12 protein-coding genes are annotated in these 16,629 nt (G+C 66.1%); 2 read left to right on the top strand and 10 right to left on the bottom strand.

The annotated features are described in order from the left end of the window. Positions 1-23 precede the first annotated feature (23 nt). The 4 genes from ACY48M_RS08270 to ACY48M_RS08255 form a co-directional block, all read right to left on the bottom strand. Entirely contained in the window at positions 24-2,279 is a 2,256-nt protein-coding gene (locus tag ACY48M_RS08270) for a HelD family protein (protein WP_462819790.1), read from the bottom strand. Positions 2,280-2,399: 120 nt separating this feature from the next. Continuing rightward, positions 2,400-3,599: a PrsW family intramembrane metalloprotease gene (locus ACY48M_RS08265; protein WP_462819789.1), complete on the bottom strand. Its 1,200-nt coding sequence runs from the start codon at positions 3,597-3,599 to the stop codon at positions 2,400-2,402. After that, positions 3,596-4,396, bottom strand: a complete 801-nt coding sequence (locus ACY48M_RS08260; RefSeq protein WP_462819788.1) for a hypothetical protein — start codon at positions 4,394-4,396, stop codon at positions 3,596-3,598. Before ACY48M_RS08260 ends, ACY48M_RS08265 begins: the two co-directional genes overlap by 4 nt. A 67-nt stretch (positions 4,397-4,463) precedes the next feature. Further along, a complete protein-coding gene (locus tag ACY48M_RS08255; protein WP_462819787.1) occupies positions 4,464-5,975 on the bottom strand; it encodes an aspartate ammonia-lyase in 1,512 nt (503 codons plus the stop codon). A gap of 421 nt (positions 5,976-6,396) precedes the next feature. Between ACY48M_RS08255 and ACY48M_RS08250 the strand changes: the two genes are divergently transcribed. Beyond that, complete coding sequence (locus ACY48M_RS08250) at positions 6,397-7,779, top strand: DUF2510 domain-containing protein (protein WP_462819786.1); 1,383 nt, start codon at positions 6,397-6,399, stop codon at positions 7,777-7,779. Positions 7,780-8,375: 596 nt separating this feature from the next. Here ACY48M_RS08250 and ACY48M_RS08245 read toward each other — a convergent pair. The 3 genes from ACY48M_RS08245 to ACY48M_RS08235 form a co-directional block, all read right to left on the bottom strand. Then, on the bottom strand, positions 8,376-10,541 hold the full coding sequence (locus tag ACY48M_RS08245; protein WP_462819785.1) for a DEAD/DEAH box helicase: 2,166 nt from the start codon (positions 10,539-10,541) through the stop codon (positions 8,376-8,378). A gap of 192 nt (positions 10,542-10,733) precedes the next feature. Beyond that, positions 10,734-12,224 (bottom strand): FAD-dependent oxidoreductase, encoded by a 1,491-nt coding sequence (locus ACY48M_RS08240; RefSeq protein ID WP_462819784.1) that lies wholly within the window; start codon positions 12,222-12,224, stop codon positions 10,734-10,736. Between the two features lie 50 nt (positions 12,225-12,274). Further along, positions 12,275-12,619: a DUF6804 family protein gene (locus tag ACY48M_RS08235; protein WP_462819783.1), complete on the bottom strand. Its 345-nt coding sequence runs from the start codon at positions 12,617-12,619 to the stop codon at positions 12,275-12,277. 39 nt (positions 12,620-12,658) lie between these two features. On the opposite strand from ACY48M_RS08235, the gene ACY48M_RS08230 reads away from it, so the two are divergent. After that, positions 12,659-14,014, top strand: coding sequence for a M20/M25/M40 family metallo-hydrolase (locus ACY48M_RS08230; RefSeq protein WP_462819782.1), 1,356 nt, complete (start codon positions 12,659-12,661; stop codon positions 14,012-14,014). 79 nt (positions 14,015-14,093) lie between these two features. Here ACY48M_RS08230 and ACY48M_RS08225 read toward each other — a convergent pair whose 3' ends face one another. From ACY48M_RS08225 to ACY48M_RS08215, 3 genes are all read right to left on the bottom strand, one after another. Further along, the gene (locus tag ACY48M_RS08225) at positions 14,094-14,687 is read right to left on the bottom strand and encodes a GDSL-type esterase/lipase family protein (protein WP_462819781.1); all 594 of its coding nucleotides are present in this window, start codon (positions 14,685-14,687) and stop codon (positions 14,094-14,096) included. 109 nt (positions 14,688-14,796) lie between these two features. After that, positions 14,797-15,705, bottom strand: a complete 909-nt coding sequence (locus tag ACY48M_RS08220; protein ID WP_462819780.1) for a glycerophosphodiester phosphodiesterase — start codon at positions 15,703-15,705, stop codon at positions 14,797-14,799. A 93-nt stretch (positions 15,706-15,798) separates the two neighbouring features. Then, on the bottom strand, positions 15,799-16,623 hold the full coding sequence (locus ACY48M_RS08215) for a CAP domain-containing protein (RefSeq protein WP_462819779.1): 825 nt from the start codon (positions 16,621-16,623) through the stop codon (positions 15,799-15,801). Between the last annotated feature and the right edge of the window lie 6 nt (positions 16,624-16,629).

The raw sequence follows: 16,629 nt of genomic DNA, 5'->3' as shown, positions 1-16,629 counted from the left end.
ATGAGGGCGGGGTGCCGAGCCGCTCAGCTGCCGTGCGCTCCCGCGGGCTGTACGTCGGCGGGCAAGGCACCCACAAGGGTCAATCGCTGCGTCGCGCGGGTCATGGCGACATACAGCGCATTGGCCCCACGCGGGGCCGCGGCGATCGCTGCCGGGTCGACGATGATGACACCATCGAACTCGAGCCCCTTCGCATCCTGGGGGCTGATCACGACGATCGAGGCGAGAAGACTGTCAGCCCCGAACGCAACGAGATCGCCGAAGCGCTCGCGCACGACGCCGAAGACCTCGCCGAGCTGCTCGCTCGGCGCGATGAGTGCGAGCGTGCCGGAAGCTCCCCCCGCCCGCTGCTGCTCGATCGCGGTGAGGATGTCGTCGGAATGGTCGACCGGCCATTCCGTGCTCCGCACTGCGGTCGATGGGGTGACCGGCAGGCCACGGTCGATGGCAAAGCGCTCCGCGACCTCCGCGATCTGACTCGGCGTGCGGTAGTTGACCGTGAGCTCTTCGAGGCGCCAGCGTCCAGCCTCGGGCGTGCGCCCAACGAGCGGGCGGAGCGCCTGCTGCCATGTCGATGACGCGGTCGCTGCGGATGCCTGTGCGATGTCCCCGACGATCGTGAACGACCGCAGAGGGCAGCGACGCAGCAGCACGCGCCACTGCATGGGCGAGAGCTCCTGCGCCTCATCGACCACAATGTGTCCATAGGTCCACGACCGGTCACCCGCGGCCCGCTCGGAGGTTGTCGAGCGAATGCCCGTCTCAGCAAAGTTCGCTGCGAGCGACTTGGCATCGATCATGCCGCCGACCTGCATGTTCTCGATCGCCGCCTCGGCGTTCTCGACATCGCGTTTGCGCTGCTGCTTCGCTTCGCGACGCCGGGCGGCGTCGACCGCGTCGTACTCTCCAAGAAGTTCGGCGGCCTCGTCGAGGAGCGGCACGTCGTCGATTGTGAACGGCGCCTCGCGGGGGCGGCGCAGCAGCGCACGCTGCGCATCCGACCAGCCCGGTGTGAGCTCGGCGAGCCATTGCGGCCTGGCATAGAGGTCTTGCACCAGCTTGTGGGGCGTGAGGGGCAGCCACGCCGTGTTGAGCGCGACCCGCACGTCATGAGCCGTGCGAAGGTCCTCCTGGAGCATTGGCAGGTCGGCGCCGTCAATCGTGTTGCCCTGTGCCCGAAGCTGGTCTGCCCACGAGCGGGTCAACTCGGCGAGCGCCGTTCGCACGAACGTCACCCGCGCCTCATTGTGCGGTTTGCGCGTCTCGCGAGCCCGCGCGATGGCACGTTCGACGGTTGCGGGGTCGAGCATGACGGTGTCGCCGTTCACGATCATCGGCACCGGCGCATCCGGGACTCGCTGGCGGGAACGCACCGCCTTCGCGATGAGATCCGCCACAGAAGAACGCCCCTTGATCGCCGACACGGCAGGGATATCGCTCGTGGTCGCCGCGGTGTCTGGCACGAGCGAACCGAGGCTCGCGAGCACGACGCCTGTCTCGCCAAGCGACGGCAACACCGATTCGATGTAGTGGAGGAACGATGGCGATGGGCCGACAATGAGCACGCCGGAATTTCCGAGCCGCTTGCGGTGCGTATAGAGCAGATAGGCGGCACGGTGCAGTGCGACCGCGGTCTTGCCGGTGCCAGGGCCACCCTGCACAACGAGGATGCCCGGGAGATCCGACCGGATGATGCGGTCCTGCTCCGCCTGAATCGTCGCGACAATATCGTTCATCCGACCCGTGCGCTCGGCTCCGAGCGCCGCAAGCAGCGCACCCTCACCCTGGTGACCGTTGTCACCCTGATTCCGATCGGCAGTGAGCAACTCCGGGTCGAAGATCTCGTCCTCAACCTTGACGACTTCACGGCCACGCGAGATGAGATGTCGCCTCGCCCGAGCTCCCAGCGGCGTCGCAGCGGTCGCCTGATAGAACGCGCTCGCCTGCGGAACACGCCAGTCGAGCAAGATCGGCCGCTGGTCTTCATCGCGGAGGCCGATGCGGCCGATGTACCGATCGCTCGGCTCATCAACGTCGTCGGATGCCACAACCTGCAGTCGGCCGAAGGCGAGGCGTTCGGTCACATCGCGGAGTTGAGCAATGCGATCTTCGTACAGGCGCGCGAAGGTATCGCGCTCGGTTCGGCTCTGGTGGGTGCCCCCACCGCCCTGGGCACGTACCGCGGCGAGCTGGCGCTCGGCGTCCGCTTTGAGGGCATCGAGGCGCGCGTACAGGCCAGCAACGTAGTCGCGCTCATGGTCAAGACCGTGTTCGATCACTCAGAAGCCCCTCAAAAAATCCGGCCCCTAGTCTATGTCACCGCGACTGCACGCCCCTGTCGTCCACATGCCAGTGGTGCTCTGCAGGCAGCGGGCCCGGTCTCAGCGGCGCTCGCGGCCTCAGCGAGCGGCGGGGGCTTCCATCCGGCGGCGCGCTGCGACGATACGCTCGAGGAGCACGCCCTCGTCATAGTTCGCGGCGGCCCTGTCACGACCGAGCACGATGCGGTGGCGCGCGAACGCGAGTCGGGTGGCGCTGCGAGCGAAGTCGTCGAAAACGTCACCGATGCCGTGGCTCTTTGCCCAGGCCAACGCTGCTCGACGCCCCTGGCCGGTCGAAAGGAAGGCGACCTCCTGCTGGGTGAACCATCCGGCATCCGAATACTCCTGCAGGTGGCGCCGCGTGAGGGTGCGCTCCTGCTTGCGCAGGAAGTACACGATGAAGAAGCCGATCACAAACAGTGGCACCTGTACGACGAAGTAGTAGGCGGTGAAGTCGGTGACGAAGAGGGCGGAGCCGTTCCAGAACGCGTGCAGGAGAATCGCCGGAATGAGGCCGAGCAGCAGCCAGCCGATCATGCCAAAGGCCGATGTGCGCCGCGAAGCGAACCCCATGACGATGCCGATGCAGGCCGTGAACATGACGTGGGCAAACGGCGACATGAGCCCGCGCATGACAAAGATTTCGCCCACGTCGCCCGGACCTTGGGCTTCGCCGATCGCGAGCCCGAAGTATTGAATGTTCTCGGTGAAGGCGAAGCCGACGGCAATCATCGCCCCATAGACGATGCCATCGACAGGCCCGTCGAACTGTCGCCTGATGACCCAAAACAGCAGCAACAGGCCGAACCCCTTGCCCACCTCTTCGACGATCGGCGCCTGCACGACAAGACTGAGAAAGAGTGTCCAAAATCCGTCGCCGGCTCCGACGACAGCGGCGATGAGCTGCACACCCAGGTCGAAGAGCAGCGCGATGGCGACGGATGCCGCGGCTCCCCACAGGAACGCGAAAACGAGAGCACCCTTTGGTTCGGGCTCCCAGCGATCGATCCACGAGATGCCGATGAGCACAATGACAAGCGGCACGATCGCGAGGATGCCCGCCACGATAAAGGTGACCGGCCCGAGGAACGACAGCAGATACACCATGACAGCGAGGGCGATGAGGGAGAGCACGGCGTAGCCGATGACCGCAAGCACGAAGACGGTGTTGTCACGTCGACCACGGCTCGATGCAACAGGCTCGGTCGTGTGCCGAACCGGGGTCGGGTTCTCAGCCGGCTGGGCAGTCGATCTGGGCGCACCGCCGTGCAAGGTCACAGTTGCTGCTCGCGAAGGATGTGCAGAGCCCGGTTGACGCGATCGCTCAGGCCGGCCACCCCGCGATTGGTGCGGCGCTCAAGCTCGTCGATTGTTTGCACGAGTTCTTCACGCTGTCGCCCGTTCACGAGCGCCCACGCCGCCCGCGCCCTGAGCGAGAGCCGGGCCCCGCGAGCGGCCAGCACAATGCTCACAACGGGTGGCACAACCGCGATCACAGCGATGACCGGCCATCCCGCCACGGCGAAGTCTTGCGCGATCGCACCCCAGATGGCGACGAGCGAAAGCGACCCGAGAGCGATGGGGATGATGCGCAACCACCGTGCGATGTCTTCGTGACGCAGCGCCTCTCGGCGATCGATCTCGTCGAGCTCTGCGCGCCAGCGCGCGACATCGTCTTTTGACACCTTGCGCGCCTTTGCATCACTCACACGAAGTCGAAGCACGGCATAACCCTGCACATCGCGCGTGAGGATGCGCACGAGACCGATCACAAGCCCCGTCGCGACCACGATGATGACAGCGAGTGAGAGGAGCACTCCCCCGGCAAGCTGCCAGCCGCTGTCGAGCACCATGCCGGCGCCAACCGCGATACCGAAGGCGGGGATGAGGGCCGAAAGCGCGGCGACCGGGACGACCCAGAAGATTTCGTGAGTGCGGCGGCGCGCAAATTGCACGTTCCGCACGCGCGCCGATCGAACGTCGTACCACGCCGTGCCGGTGTCGGCGATCTGGAACACGAGCGCACTCGACCACAAGACCAACAGCCAGAGCGCCGCATCCCACCACATGTTCACTTCGACAAGCTACCGGGCGGGCGTCACCAAGTCGAGACGGCGCACCGTCAGTGCAGTGCCGCGACCGTCAGCTCCTGGGTGGCTCTGCCTGGCCGCCGCCGAGGTCGGAACGAACAATGATCGGTATAGCCGAGGTCGTTGGCACGAGCCCACTGAGCCGTTCTGGGCTCAGCACGCGTCGCACCTCCTCCTCTGTCATATAGCCGTTCTCGATCACGAGGTCGGCAATCGATGACGTCGTAGTGAGCGCGATGTGCGCGAGCGACGCCGACGCCGCGTAGCCGATGTACGGCGTGAGCGCGGTGACGACGCTCACCGACGTTTCCATCTCCGCGGCGAGACGCTGCACGTTCGGCGTGATGCCGTCGATGCAATTGATACGGAGCGTGCGGCATCCATTGGTAAGCCACGCGAGCGACTGAAGGATGCTGTGGGCAATAACTGGTTCGAACGCGTTGAGTTGGAGTTGGCCTGCCTCCGACGCCGCCGTGACCGTGGCATCCGCACCAACAATGCTGAATGCGATCTGGTTGACCACCTCCGGGATCACCGGATTGACCTTGCCGGGCATGATCGACGACCCGGCCTGGCGCGCTGGCAAGAAGATCTCACCGAGCCCGGACTGCGGCCCAGAGCTGAGGAGCCGAAGGTCGTTGCAGATCTTTGAGAGTTTCACTGCGGCGCGCTTGAGCGTGCCGCTCACGGTCATGAAGACCCCGGTGTCACTCGTGGCCTCGATGAGATCCATCGCGGTGACGGTGTCGATGCCGGAGACCTCCGCGAGATGCCGGCAGACCGCTTCGGTGTAGCGGGGGTGAGAAGTGATGCCGGTGCCGATCGCTGTCGCCCCCATGTTGATCTCGCTCAACAGCGGGATGGTTTCGCGCAGACGGTCGTGGTCTTCGACCAGGGTGTTGGAAAAGCCGGTGAACTCCTGACCGAGCGTCATCGGCACCGCATCCTGGAGCTGTGTGCGGCCCACCTTGACGATGTCGGAGAACTCGATGCCTTTGCGCGCGAATGCGGCCGCGAGCAGGCGGTGCTCGTCGAGCAGGCGCCGGATGCCGAAGACGAGTGAGAGCTTGACGGCGGTCGGATAGACATCGTTCGTGCTCTGGCTGCGATTGACATCGTCAATCGGGTGAAGGAACTGGTATTCACCGCGACCGTGACCCATAAGCTCCAGGGCGCGATTGGCGATGACCTCGTTGGCGTTCATGTTCGTCGAGGTGCCGGCGCCACCCTGAATGACGCCGACCACGAACTGGTCGTGGAGTGCTCCGCCGACGATCTCTTCGCACACCCGGTCAATGACGTCGGCCTTGGCTGCATCGAGCACGCCGATCTCGACGTTCGCGCGGGCTGCTGCCTGCTTCACCCTGGCGATCGCCCTGATCAGGTCGGGGTACACCGAAATGGGGCGCCGAGTGATGGGGAAGTTCTCGAGGGCCCGCGCGGTGTGAACACCCCAATACACCCCGACTGGCACCTCCATGGCACCGAGGGAGTCCCGATCAGTGCGTGTTGGCCCCTCAAAGGGGGGCACTGGGGTTCCCCCAATAGGGGTGACAGACCCCATATTTAGTGGTGTCCCTGCGGCGTCTGCACCATTCACGGTATTCGGCTCCCTCGTCGCCAGCGACTCGGTGCCGGCGCCGCCCTCGAGCCTACCAATCCGGGGTGTTGCAGGGCCATGGCCTCCGGAGCTCGGGTAAGCCGAAACGCGATCTGGCCCTAGGAATCTGCTGACAGAGGATCATGACACCCCCGCCACAGCCCCCGAAAGCGGGGGCTCACGGGCGAAATTGACAGTGTCGCTGAGCCTGCGCTTCCCAGTACTATTCCAGGAGGCACCAAGATTAGTCTTTCTCACACTCCTCATTCACCGTCGCTGGGGAGGGTGGGAACCGTGCCCAAGCAGATTTTCTGGGGGACAGCGGCACACTCCGACCGGAGCGTGCCACAACGAGAGGGTTAGCGCCTTGCTAGATGATGACGTTGTGACCGTACCGGCTGGGTGGTACCCGGATCCGATGGGGCTTCCGCAGCTTCGCTGGTGGGACAACCACTCGTGGACCGAATTCACCTCGGCCGCACGCACGCCGCTGATCGTGCAGGACGAGCCGCGGCTCGCCTACGCCGACGACGACCTGCCATCGCGCCGTTCGCAGCGCGAACAGCGCACGGCGACCGGTGGCGCCCAGCAGGCTCCCATGTCCAAGGCCGAGCTCATGTCGACACTCCGCGAGCTTGAGCCGCCGAAGCCGCAGCAGATCGAGCGCAGTCAGCCTGCGCCGAGCTTCGCGTCATCAGAGAGCGACGAAGCCGAAGCAGCGAGGCTCCGCGCCGAGCAGGAGCACGCCGCCGAGCAGGCCGCCCAGCGCCAGGCCCAGCAGCGCGCCGCCGAACAGCAGGCCGCGCAGCAGCGCGCAGCGCAGCAGCAGGCTTACCAGGCCCAGCAGCGCGCTGCACAACAGGCCGCCCAGGAGCAGGCCTACCAGGCACAGCAGGGCTTCCAGGCCCCGCCGCAGCAGGGCTTCCAGTCTCCGCCGCAGCAGGGCTTTCAGGGCGCACCACAGGCCGACCCCTTCGCTGATTTCATTCGCCCCACCGAGAACCCGCGCCCCGCGAGTTCCTCGGTGAACTATGGCGACGTTCCCGGCTACCAGCAGGCACCAGATGCCGGCCAGTACGCCTACACCGACCCCGCTGCTCAGCACGCCTACGCCCGCGACTACTCGCGTTCGGCACAGCGGCGACTCGACCGGTCGCAGATCATCTACACGCCGCTTGTGTGGTCGCTCGCGATGATCCCGATGGTGCAGATGGTCCTCGTGCTGCTCGCGGTCTCGTCGGGTGCGCAGACGGTGCCGATGGCCCTGCTCATTGCCATCCAGGTGGTTCCGTACCTTGCAGCGGTCGTCATCGCGTTCTTCGACCGTCGCGCACTCTTCGCCGCTGGGCACACCAAGCCCGCGCACTGGGCGCTCGCCTTCCTCACCACACCGATCTATCTCATCGCCAGGTCTGTCGCGACGAATCGTGAGTTTGGCAAGGGCCTCTCGCCGGTGCTCGTCTGGGTCTCGCTCAGTGTGCTCCAGCTTCTCTCGATCATCGCGGTCCCCGGAATCCTCATCGCGGCGATGCCGCAGCTGTTCCAGGAGCAGGTCGAGCAGGCAATCGCCGACGATGCCGCGATCGTCGGCACGGCCCTCGATGTCAGCTGCCCGAGCCCGGCGGTGCAGATCGGAGTGCAGTTCACCTGTATCGGCACAACTGAGACCGGCAACACGGTTGAGGTCAACGTGAGCCTGCAGCGCAGCAACGGCTGGATCGACTGGCGGGTCGACTCGCAGATCTGGCAGTCTGGCGCACTCAACTAACCGAGTTCGCCACCACAGCAGTCCACAATGGGGCCGCACCCACAAGGGTGTGGCCCCATTGTCATGTCCGTCTGGGGCGGTACGGCCGCCTGGGCTGTGTAGGCTGCGTGGGCCGGTGATGCTGGCTGCAGAACGGATGCGGCGGCTGCAGAACGGGTGCACACCGGCTCTGCCCACCCTCGGTTGACAGCGAGCTGATGCCAGCGGGATCGGCCCTCTAGGGCGCGTCTCCCCCGTGTGGCGGCGCTGTCACGCTCGTTGGGGGATCGTGGCGGTTGCCCGCCACGATCACCGCTCCAACGAGACGGCAAGAATCCCGTGCAGAATCCTTCGGATTAGCGGGCCTCTGTCCCTACTGCACGCGCAACGGAGGTTGGGTAGGGGGGCCTTGCTGGTGCCTGTCTGAAATCTGCGGCGAATACCCCCGTATTCCGCAGACCGACCGGCACCGGCCCCCGCTACCCGGATTGCCCCGTGTTGCGTTGTTGCAACTGTAGAGCGCGAGATGCTATGGCGTATGCCCCCACTTCGGGGTGCCCCCGAAGGGGAGTCCGCATTAAGGAGGACACCGCTGATCGGGGGTTTTGTGGTCGGCCTTAGCGGCCGAGGGCCTCGCGAAGGAGCGCGACGAGCGCCTCCACCTGGATCTCAGACGCATCAACGATGGCCTCGTCGCTGCCGTCGAGCGCACGTGCCGCGAGTCCAGCTTTGCTGTCGATGAGGTCGGCGATCTTGGAGTCGATCGTCTGGGCTGCGATGATTCGCCAGGCCGTCACGGGTTCTTCTTGCCCGATGCGATGCACGCGGTCAATCGCCTGGGTTTGCTCGGCCGAAGTCCAACTCAGCTCGGCGAGCACGACGTTCGACGCTGCCTGCAGGTTCAGCCCGACACCCGCGGCGGTGAGTGACGCAACCACAACCGAGACCTCGGGGTCGGTATTGAAGGCGTCAACCTGGGCTTGACGGTATGCGGCGGTCTGATCGCCGCGGATCGACACGGTCTTGAGCCCGCGGCGCGCGAATGTTTCTTCCGCCGTGTCCATGACGTCGATGTGCTTGGCAAAGAAGACGACCTTGCCGACAGACCGCGCCAGTTGCGCTGTGTAGTCCGCAGCGAGCACCGCCTTCGCTTGGCCGATTCGGCGCACCATGGTGAAGACGTTCTCTCCCGACTTCGAGGACTTCGACTCTTCAAGCTCTGCCCGTGCGACCATTCGCATGAGCTCCTCGCTCGGGGTGTCGTGGTCGCTGCCGGCGCGCGACGACACCAAGGACATGAAGCGCGCTCTGAGTCGCTGGCCGAGCTCGCGCTCCGCCTCACGGATGCCGCGGCCGAGATCGTCGTCAAGCTCAACGGGAAGGTCGGCGATGCGCTTCGATGGCAGGTTCGACGCGACGTCGAGCTTCTTGCGCCGCACGATCCCCATGTCGATGACCGACTGACGGGCCTCGGCAAAGAAGCCGAAGTCGGCTGGAGTGAGCCCAGCATCCTCGAGTTTGGCCATGAGTTCGGCCGTTGGCTTCTCCCCGTCGATCCAGCCAAGGAACTGCCAGATGGCCCTGAAGTCTTCGATCGTGTTGATGAGGGGCGTGCCGGTGAGGGCGATCATGAGCGCCTTCGGCCGGAGCGTTCTGATGCTCTCGGCGAGCGAGAGCACGTGCTTTGAGCGCTGCGACTCCCGATTCTTGATGAAGTGTGCCTCGTCGACGACCATGCCCTGGAATCCGAGCGTGCGCAGCCAACCGACGTGCCGATCGAGCACGTCGTAGTTCACGATGACGACATCGGCGTACGCGTCGAGATCTTCACCAGAACCGTGGATAACGGTCGCTGAGCGGTTCGGGGTCCAACGCTCGACCTCACGCGCCCAGTTCATCTTCACCACGTTGGGCACGACGACGAGCAGCGGGTAGGAATTGGTGGCGGATGCCGCAAGCAGCGCCTGCGCCGTCTTGCCGAGTCCCGGCTCGTCGGCGAGCAGATACGTGCGATGCCCCGTGCGGGCACTCGCGACAAACTCGGCCTGATGGTGGAAGAGCTCGAGGCCGCCCGGAACGCGACGGTCGGCGGCTGCAGGCTCGGGAAGGTCCATGCTCGCGACATTGCCGCCCGAGCCATACTCGAACGCCCGGTAGAGGGGCTCGAGGAGCTCCCAGTTCGCGAGACGGCGGGACTGCGGGACGGCTTTCGGTGCCGCGGAGAAATCCGGGGCAAGGAACGGGTTGCTGAGCTGACGGGAAATGACCGACTTTGGCACCACCTGTTTCTCGGCTGCCGGAACCGAAATCGGCGTTTCGGCGGCGATGATGAGCTCGTCGGGGCTGAGCTCGGCACCCGACGCCATGAGCATGTCCCTGCGAAGTTTGCGGGCGGCATCAGAGACGGGGGCATCTTCGGCAAGGAGGGAGATGAGCGAGGTGTCGCGCGCTGCCGACTTCGCGAGAATGGTGGCGACACCGTCGAGCCGCTTCAGCAGTTCAGCGCGGTCGGCATCGCTCGTTTCGGTGTCGTGCTTCGCGCGCGCGCGCTCCTCGCGCATGAGCAACGCGATGACCTGAAACTTCGTGCGATTCGATGGCGACACCTTGCCGCGCTCGGCAGCACCCTCGATCTCCCGAACGGCTCGCGCAAGCACGGGGATGAGGCCTGCGTCGTCGCCTGGCCTGACGCGTCGCTGCGGACTCCGCCTGGCGGAGCCGCGACCGGCGCCGCGCGCCTTGCCGTTGATGGTGTTGCCTTCCGAGCGACCGGAGCGGGCCATGATCCTCCTGAATGTGCGGAGCTGTGGTGTTCGCGCCGGGCGTTCGGAACCCGGCAGCACCGCACCATCCTGGTGCGCCCTTCGAGTCGCTGCGAAGCGGGATCAGCGTCGCCCTCGGGGCAGCGATTCCAGACTCAAGCAACGTGCGGACACGGTCGAGACGGTGAACGGAATCGTCAGCGCATCGCCAGTTTACTGCATCCGACGCAGGTCTCGCACTGCTGGACCTTCGAGTCGCGTGCCATCGGGCGCAAACCTCGAACCGTGCAGCGGGCAATCCCAGCTCAGGTCGGCGGTGTTCCACTTCAACACGCCCCCAAGATGCGGGCACACGACATCGACCCTGGAGACGGATCCGTTGACCATGCAGACCCCGTGCGGTCGGACGCCGGAACCGCGCCCCACCACGCCCTCGCCCTCGCTCGGCGGAGCAAGTGGCGTGCGCCACGCCGTGATCCACCCCCGCGCAAGGTGCCACGCGACCGCGGCGCCAGCGCCCATCACGGCTCCGACGTCGGCGACACTGACGCCGTGGCGATACAGCCGGTGCGCCCACGGCATGTGACCGCCGAGCACGAGTTCAGCGAGCCCGAGGGCTGCCGCGACGGCGTTGGTCATGCCCCACTTGTCATATCCGGTCGCGACGAACACGCGGCCGCGACCGCCGGGCATCGGCCCTACATAGGGAACGCCGCTCACGGACTCATAATCCTGCGCAGACCAGACGTGGGTGCGTTCAGCCCCTGGGAAGTACCGCTGGGTCCACGCCTCAAGGTCTTCCACGCGCTCGCGCTCTGAGGAGGCACGACCGACCGTGTGACCGTTGCCCCCCACAAGGAGAAGCTCGTCGTCTCCGACAGGCGCTGTGCGGAGCGACCGGGTGGAATCATCAAGCGAGAGGTACATCGCGGTAGGGATCGGACCAGGAACCCGATAGGCAAGTGCATATGACCGCAGCGGCGTGAGCTTGGCGAAATGCAGCCCACGATCGAATATCGGGCTGCCGGTGGCGACAATAACGCGACCGGCGCCGACCGCGCCGGTGCTTGTCTCGAGCACTACACCGTCTCGAGTCGAGAGGCCTGTCACCCGCACACCCTCGTGGATGACGCCGCCGTGCGCACGCACGTCTGCTGCGAGCTCAAGCAGCACCCGCACAGGATCGAACTGCGCCTGGTCGGCGAGTCGCATGACGGCGGTGGTGGCAAAGGGAAGCTCCTCTCCCCCATCAGAGGTGACGGGGAGCCCGAGGCTCAACGCGGCCCGGAACTCGCGGCGCACCCGCGCAGCGCCGCGCTCGGTCGTCGCGTAGGTGATGGCATCACGTCGCTGCACCGGCACTCCGTGGTCATGGCAATACCTCAGCAGCCAGTCGCGGCCCTCGCAGTTTGCATCGACATACGCCTGTGCCTGGTCGACGCTGCGGTGTCTGAGCACGGTCGAGAGACGCCGACCCTGCAGGAGCGAGAGTTTGGCCGTCGTGTTGCCGGTCGCGACGGCACCGATCGATCGTGCTTCGAGCACGCCGACCGACAGCCCAGCGCGCGCGAACAGCAGCGCTGCCGTCAGCCCGGTGAGCCCGGCGCCGACAACGACGACGTCGTAGCGCGCGCCAGAGGGCACTGGCGTCGGCTGTGCTGGGTCAGTCCGTGAGCGAGCTTCGTCGTTCCAAAGGGATTCCATGCTGCCTCCGCGCCGTCAAGGGTGTCAGTTGCAGGCTTAGCACGAGCCCCTCACGCTTCGCTGGGCTTCGCACGAACGAGGATGCCAGCGCCGATGAACACCAGCGCGGCGACAAACTGCGCAGCGACCCAACCCTGCCCGTGCCAGTCGATGACCCAGGCTGGATTCCACAGCACGATGACGGGCACAAGCCCGAGCAGCCACCACCAGTGGCCGGCCTGGACGGCAAACACGGCGACAATAGCCGCGAGGATGCAGACCCCGAACCTGATGAAGAGAAACGCGTCGCTCTCGAGGAGCGCGAGGCCGGCAAGCAGCACTATGGCGCCGAGCAGCGCCGGCGCAAAGGCGGGACGCAGTGCAGGAACGGGCTCGGCTGAAGATGGTGTGGGCATGAGTCCCAGGCTACCCGGCGAGGCAATAGAGTCAGATTCGTGACCGCCGACACTGACGCCATCGAGAGCAATCCGGGGCCAGTCGGTCGCCTCCAAACCCTCATCCGCATCCCCACCGTCTCCCGCGTCGACGAATCGGTCACGGAGTGGCACCACTTCACACGGCTCATCGAAATACTCCCGACGCTCTACCCCCTCGTGCACGAGCACCTCGATCGTGAGCTCGTCGCCGGGTACGCCATGCTGTATCGCTGGGCTGGCAGCGAAGACGGCGATCCCGCCGTGCTCATGGCGCACTACGACGTTGTTGCTGCGAGTGACGAGGGGTGGCAGCATCCGCCGTTCTCGGGCGAACTCGTGGGAGACGGCGACGAGCAGCTCATCTGGGGCCGAGGCACGCTCGACGACAAGGGCAGCATGGTCGCAATACTCGAAGCGGTCGAAGGCGCGATAGCGGCCGGAGTGCGGCCACGCCACGACATCTATCTCTCGTTCGGCCACAACGAAGAGACTGCGGGCGACGGAGCGGGCGCCGTCGTCGATCTGCTTGCCTCACGCGGCGTGCACCCCGCCCTCGTGAGCGATGAGGGCGGCGCGATTGTCGAGGGGATTTTTCCGGGAGTCGACGCGCCCATCGCGGTCGTCGGGGTCGCCGAAAAAGGCATCATGACCCTCACCATGACGGTTGAGCAGCAGGGCGGGCACGCCTCCACGCCCCCTCGGCTCGCCGCGCCCGTGCGACTCGCCAAAGCGATCATCGCACTCAACCGCAGGCCGTTTCGGGCCGGCTTCACGGCGACCAACCTTGAGATGATCCGGACGCTGGGGGCGCAGGCCCGCCAACCGCTCAGGAGTGTCTTCACAACCCTCTGGCTCACAAAGCCACTCCTGCTCGCCCTCTTTCGCCGCCTGAGCGATGAGACCGCCGCCATCACCCGCACCACGCAGGTCGTGACCCAGCTCGACGGGGCTCTGGCGGCGAATGCGCTTGCCGAACGCGCCGTCGCAACCGTGAACATCCGCGTTGCCGTCGGCTCATCGATCGCCGAAGCGGTCGAGCACGTGCGTCGCGCCGTCGCCGACCCCCTCGTGCGCATCGACGTGTTCCACCCCTCGGAGCCTTCGCCCGTGTCGCCAACCACTGGCGACGCCTGGGATGCCGTGAAGACTTCGATCGAGCTGACCTACCCCGGCACAATCGTGACGCCGTACATCATGCTTGGGGCGAGCGACAGTCGGCACTTCACGCGCATCAGCGAGAACGTCTACCGCTTTAGCCCGTTCGAGATGTCGCGCGAGGAGCGCGGCACACTGCACGCAAAAGACGAGCGGATTCGCGTCGCCACGTTCGTGCGGGGCATCGAGTTCTACCGGCGGCTCATCGAGCGCCTCTAAGCACGGCGACACTCAGCACGGCGACACTCAGCACGGCGACTCTCAGCTCAGCAGCTCAGGCCGTCGTCACGGGGCGAGGCTACGCCGGCTCCTCGGTCGGGATGATGCGCACTGGCCGGCTCATGGGAGGCAGCCCACGCAGACGCTCCACCCCCGGATGCAGCTCGTCAAGCCACACCTCATAGCCGCTCGCGTTGAGATGCAGGCCGTCATCGGTGAGTTCGGGGCGCAGCGCGCCATCGTTCGTCGCCATGCTCGGCCAGAGGTCGAGGTAGTTCGCCCGCACGGTCGCGCAGAACTGACGGAGGTGAATGTTGGCATTCTGGATCGACGGGGCGAACTCGACGCCACGCGGCAGGATTGACTGCAGCAGCACGCGGACACCGGGGAGTTCGCGACGGAGGTGCACGAGCACGACCTCGATGTTGCGCACGAGGTGCTCGACCGAGCGCCGCAGACCGAGGTCATTCGTGCCGATGAGGATGTAGATTTCGTCAGGGTCGGACGCCACAATGTCGTCGACTATGGCAAGCACATCGTCGGTCGTGTAGCCGGGCACACCGAAATTCTTGACCTCAGAGTCGGGAAACCAGGTCTCCCAGTCACCATTCGCGGTAATGCTGTCCCCGATGAACGCCACCCTCTGCACGTCGTCCTCCTGTCGCTCGCCCAAGGCTGATTCTTCGACGGTACGCCCTGGCGCCCCTGCCCGCATCACTCTCGCCAACCTTCGAGCCCATCCTGCCCGTGATCGCTGAGAGAATGCAGGTTGCGTGCCGCGCTCAGGTGCCGGGTGCCGTGTCGGCGAGCCATCCGTCAAGCGAGCTCGGGGTGTCGGTGATGATGCCGTCGACCCCCTTCGCGAGCGCTTCAGACCAGCTCTCCTCCTCATTGAGCGTATAGAGCAGGATGCCGAGACCCGCGTTGTGCATCAGGTCAACCGTCTCCGGTGTCTCGGCGAGCGCTGCGGGGTTTGTGACAATGGCGATCGCCTGGTGTGTGTGCACGTCGGCGACGGGGTCGTCGGACAGGGCGCGCGCCAGGACAAGACGCGGGACATCCGGAGCCGCCTCCAGAAGGGCCTGCAGCGTCTCCTCTTCGAAGCTAGCGGCGACGAGCTGGTGCAGCACCCCGTGCTCCGGGACGAGCGCCGCGATCGCCGCCACCTCGTCGGCGCTCCACACCCCCTTGAGCTCGATCATCGCCTTCTTGCGGGAGTCGGCGAGGAGGGCGAAAAACTCCGCGAGGGTCGGGACCCTCGCCCCCGCGTGGGCCGCCGAATACCAGGATCCTGCGTCGAGCGCCTTGAGCTGCGCGAGGGTGAGCTCGTCGACTCTCCCAGAACCGTTGGTCGTGCGATCCACTGTTGCATCGTGCATAAGCACCGGCACGCCATCGGCGCTGAGTCGCACATCGACCTCGACGAACGTCATGGTGCCGCCGAGGGCAAACTCGACGGCAGCGATCGTGTTCTCCGGCGCCTGCGACCGGTCACCCCGGTGACCGGCGATGAAGGCCGCCTCCCCTGGTGCCCGAAGACTTCCGAACATTGAGGCAGCGTGCGTGCGGGTTGCGGCTGGCCCGAGCACGAGTACGAGTACAAGGCCGACCGTGATCGCTGCTGCGAAGAGCCCCCGCCGGCTCTGCGACGTGAGCAGGGGTCGTTCAAGCAAACGGAGGTGTGTCGACATTGACGTCGCTCCTGGATCGGTTCGCCTCGACGGGTCGCGAGGTGCTCCCCACCCTAGCGCGGGTCGTTACCGTTTCGTTATATTGCAGTGCCCCTATTCGGGGGTACCTGCGGCGTCGTCGGAAACCCGAGTGCGAACGAACCACAGCGCGGTCAGCACGGCCGTGAGCGTCACGACACCACCGGCGATTGCGAGCTGCGGCGCGCCGGCCGCTGCGGGCGAACTGGATGCCGACGGGGCGTCGGCCGACACACGCTCGAATGCCGTTGGCGCCTCGTCAAGGCTTCGGCCGTCACGATCGGATGCCAGCTGCAGCGCCGCCGAGGCGTCGCGCTCCCCCGATGCAGCATCAGCTACAGCGTCAGCCGTCGGCGCCGCAGGCTCGGGGGCCGGGGCAGCAGCGGGGGCTGGTGCCGGCTCGGGGGCGGGCGCTGCGGGGGCGGGCTGAGGCGCCGGCGCGGGAGTGCTCGCATACTTCGCGAACACCTGTACAGACCACGTCGTGCCGCCGGCAGAAATATGTGCGATGCCGACATCCGTGAAGTCGCCAAGGATGTTGGCGCGGTGCCCTGGCGAGTTCATCCACCCGCTGTGCACCGCCGCACCGCTCGCATAGCCCTGTGCAACGTTCTCCCCTGCGGCCTGCCAGCCTGCCGGAATCTGCGCAGAGTACGAGGGGTTGTGCGATAACGTGCCGTTGGCCGCCATCTGCTGCGCCCAGGCGAGTGCGACCGCCGAAAGCGAGCCGTTGAGCGACAGCGGGGCGAGCCCGGCCGCAGCCCGACTCTCATTGGCCAGAGCGTGGATCGTTCCCTCTTCAGCGGCATGCGCCGGAAGGGCGAATCCGACCCCACAGAGCACGCACACGAGCGCGGCAAAGACACTTGCCAGGATGCGTGCGAAGACTCCGCGCATCATGCCCCC

The sequence above is a fragment of the Homoserinimonas flava genome (genome assembly GCF_054969005.1).
Note: the sequence above shows the minus strand (reverse complement) of the source record. Positions and strands in the feature narration are given on the sequence as shown.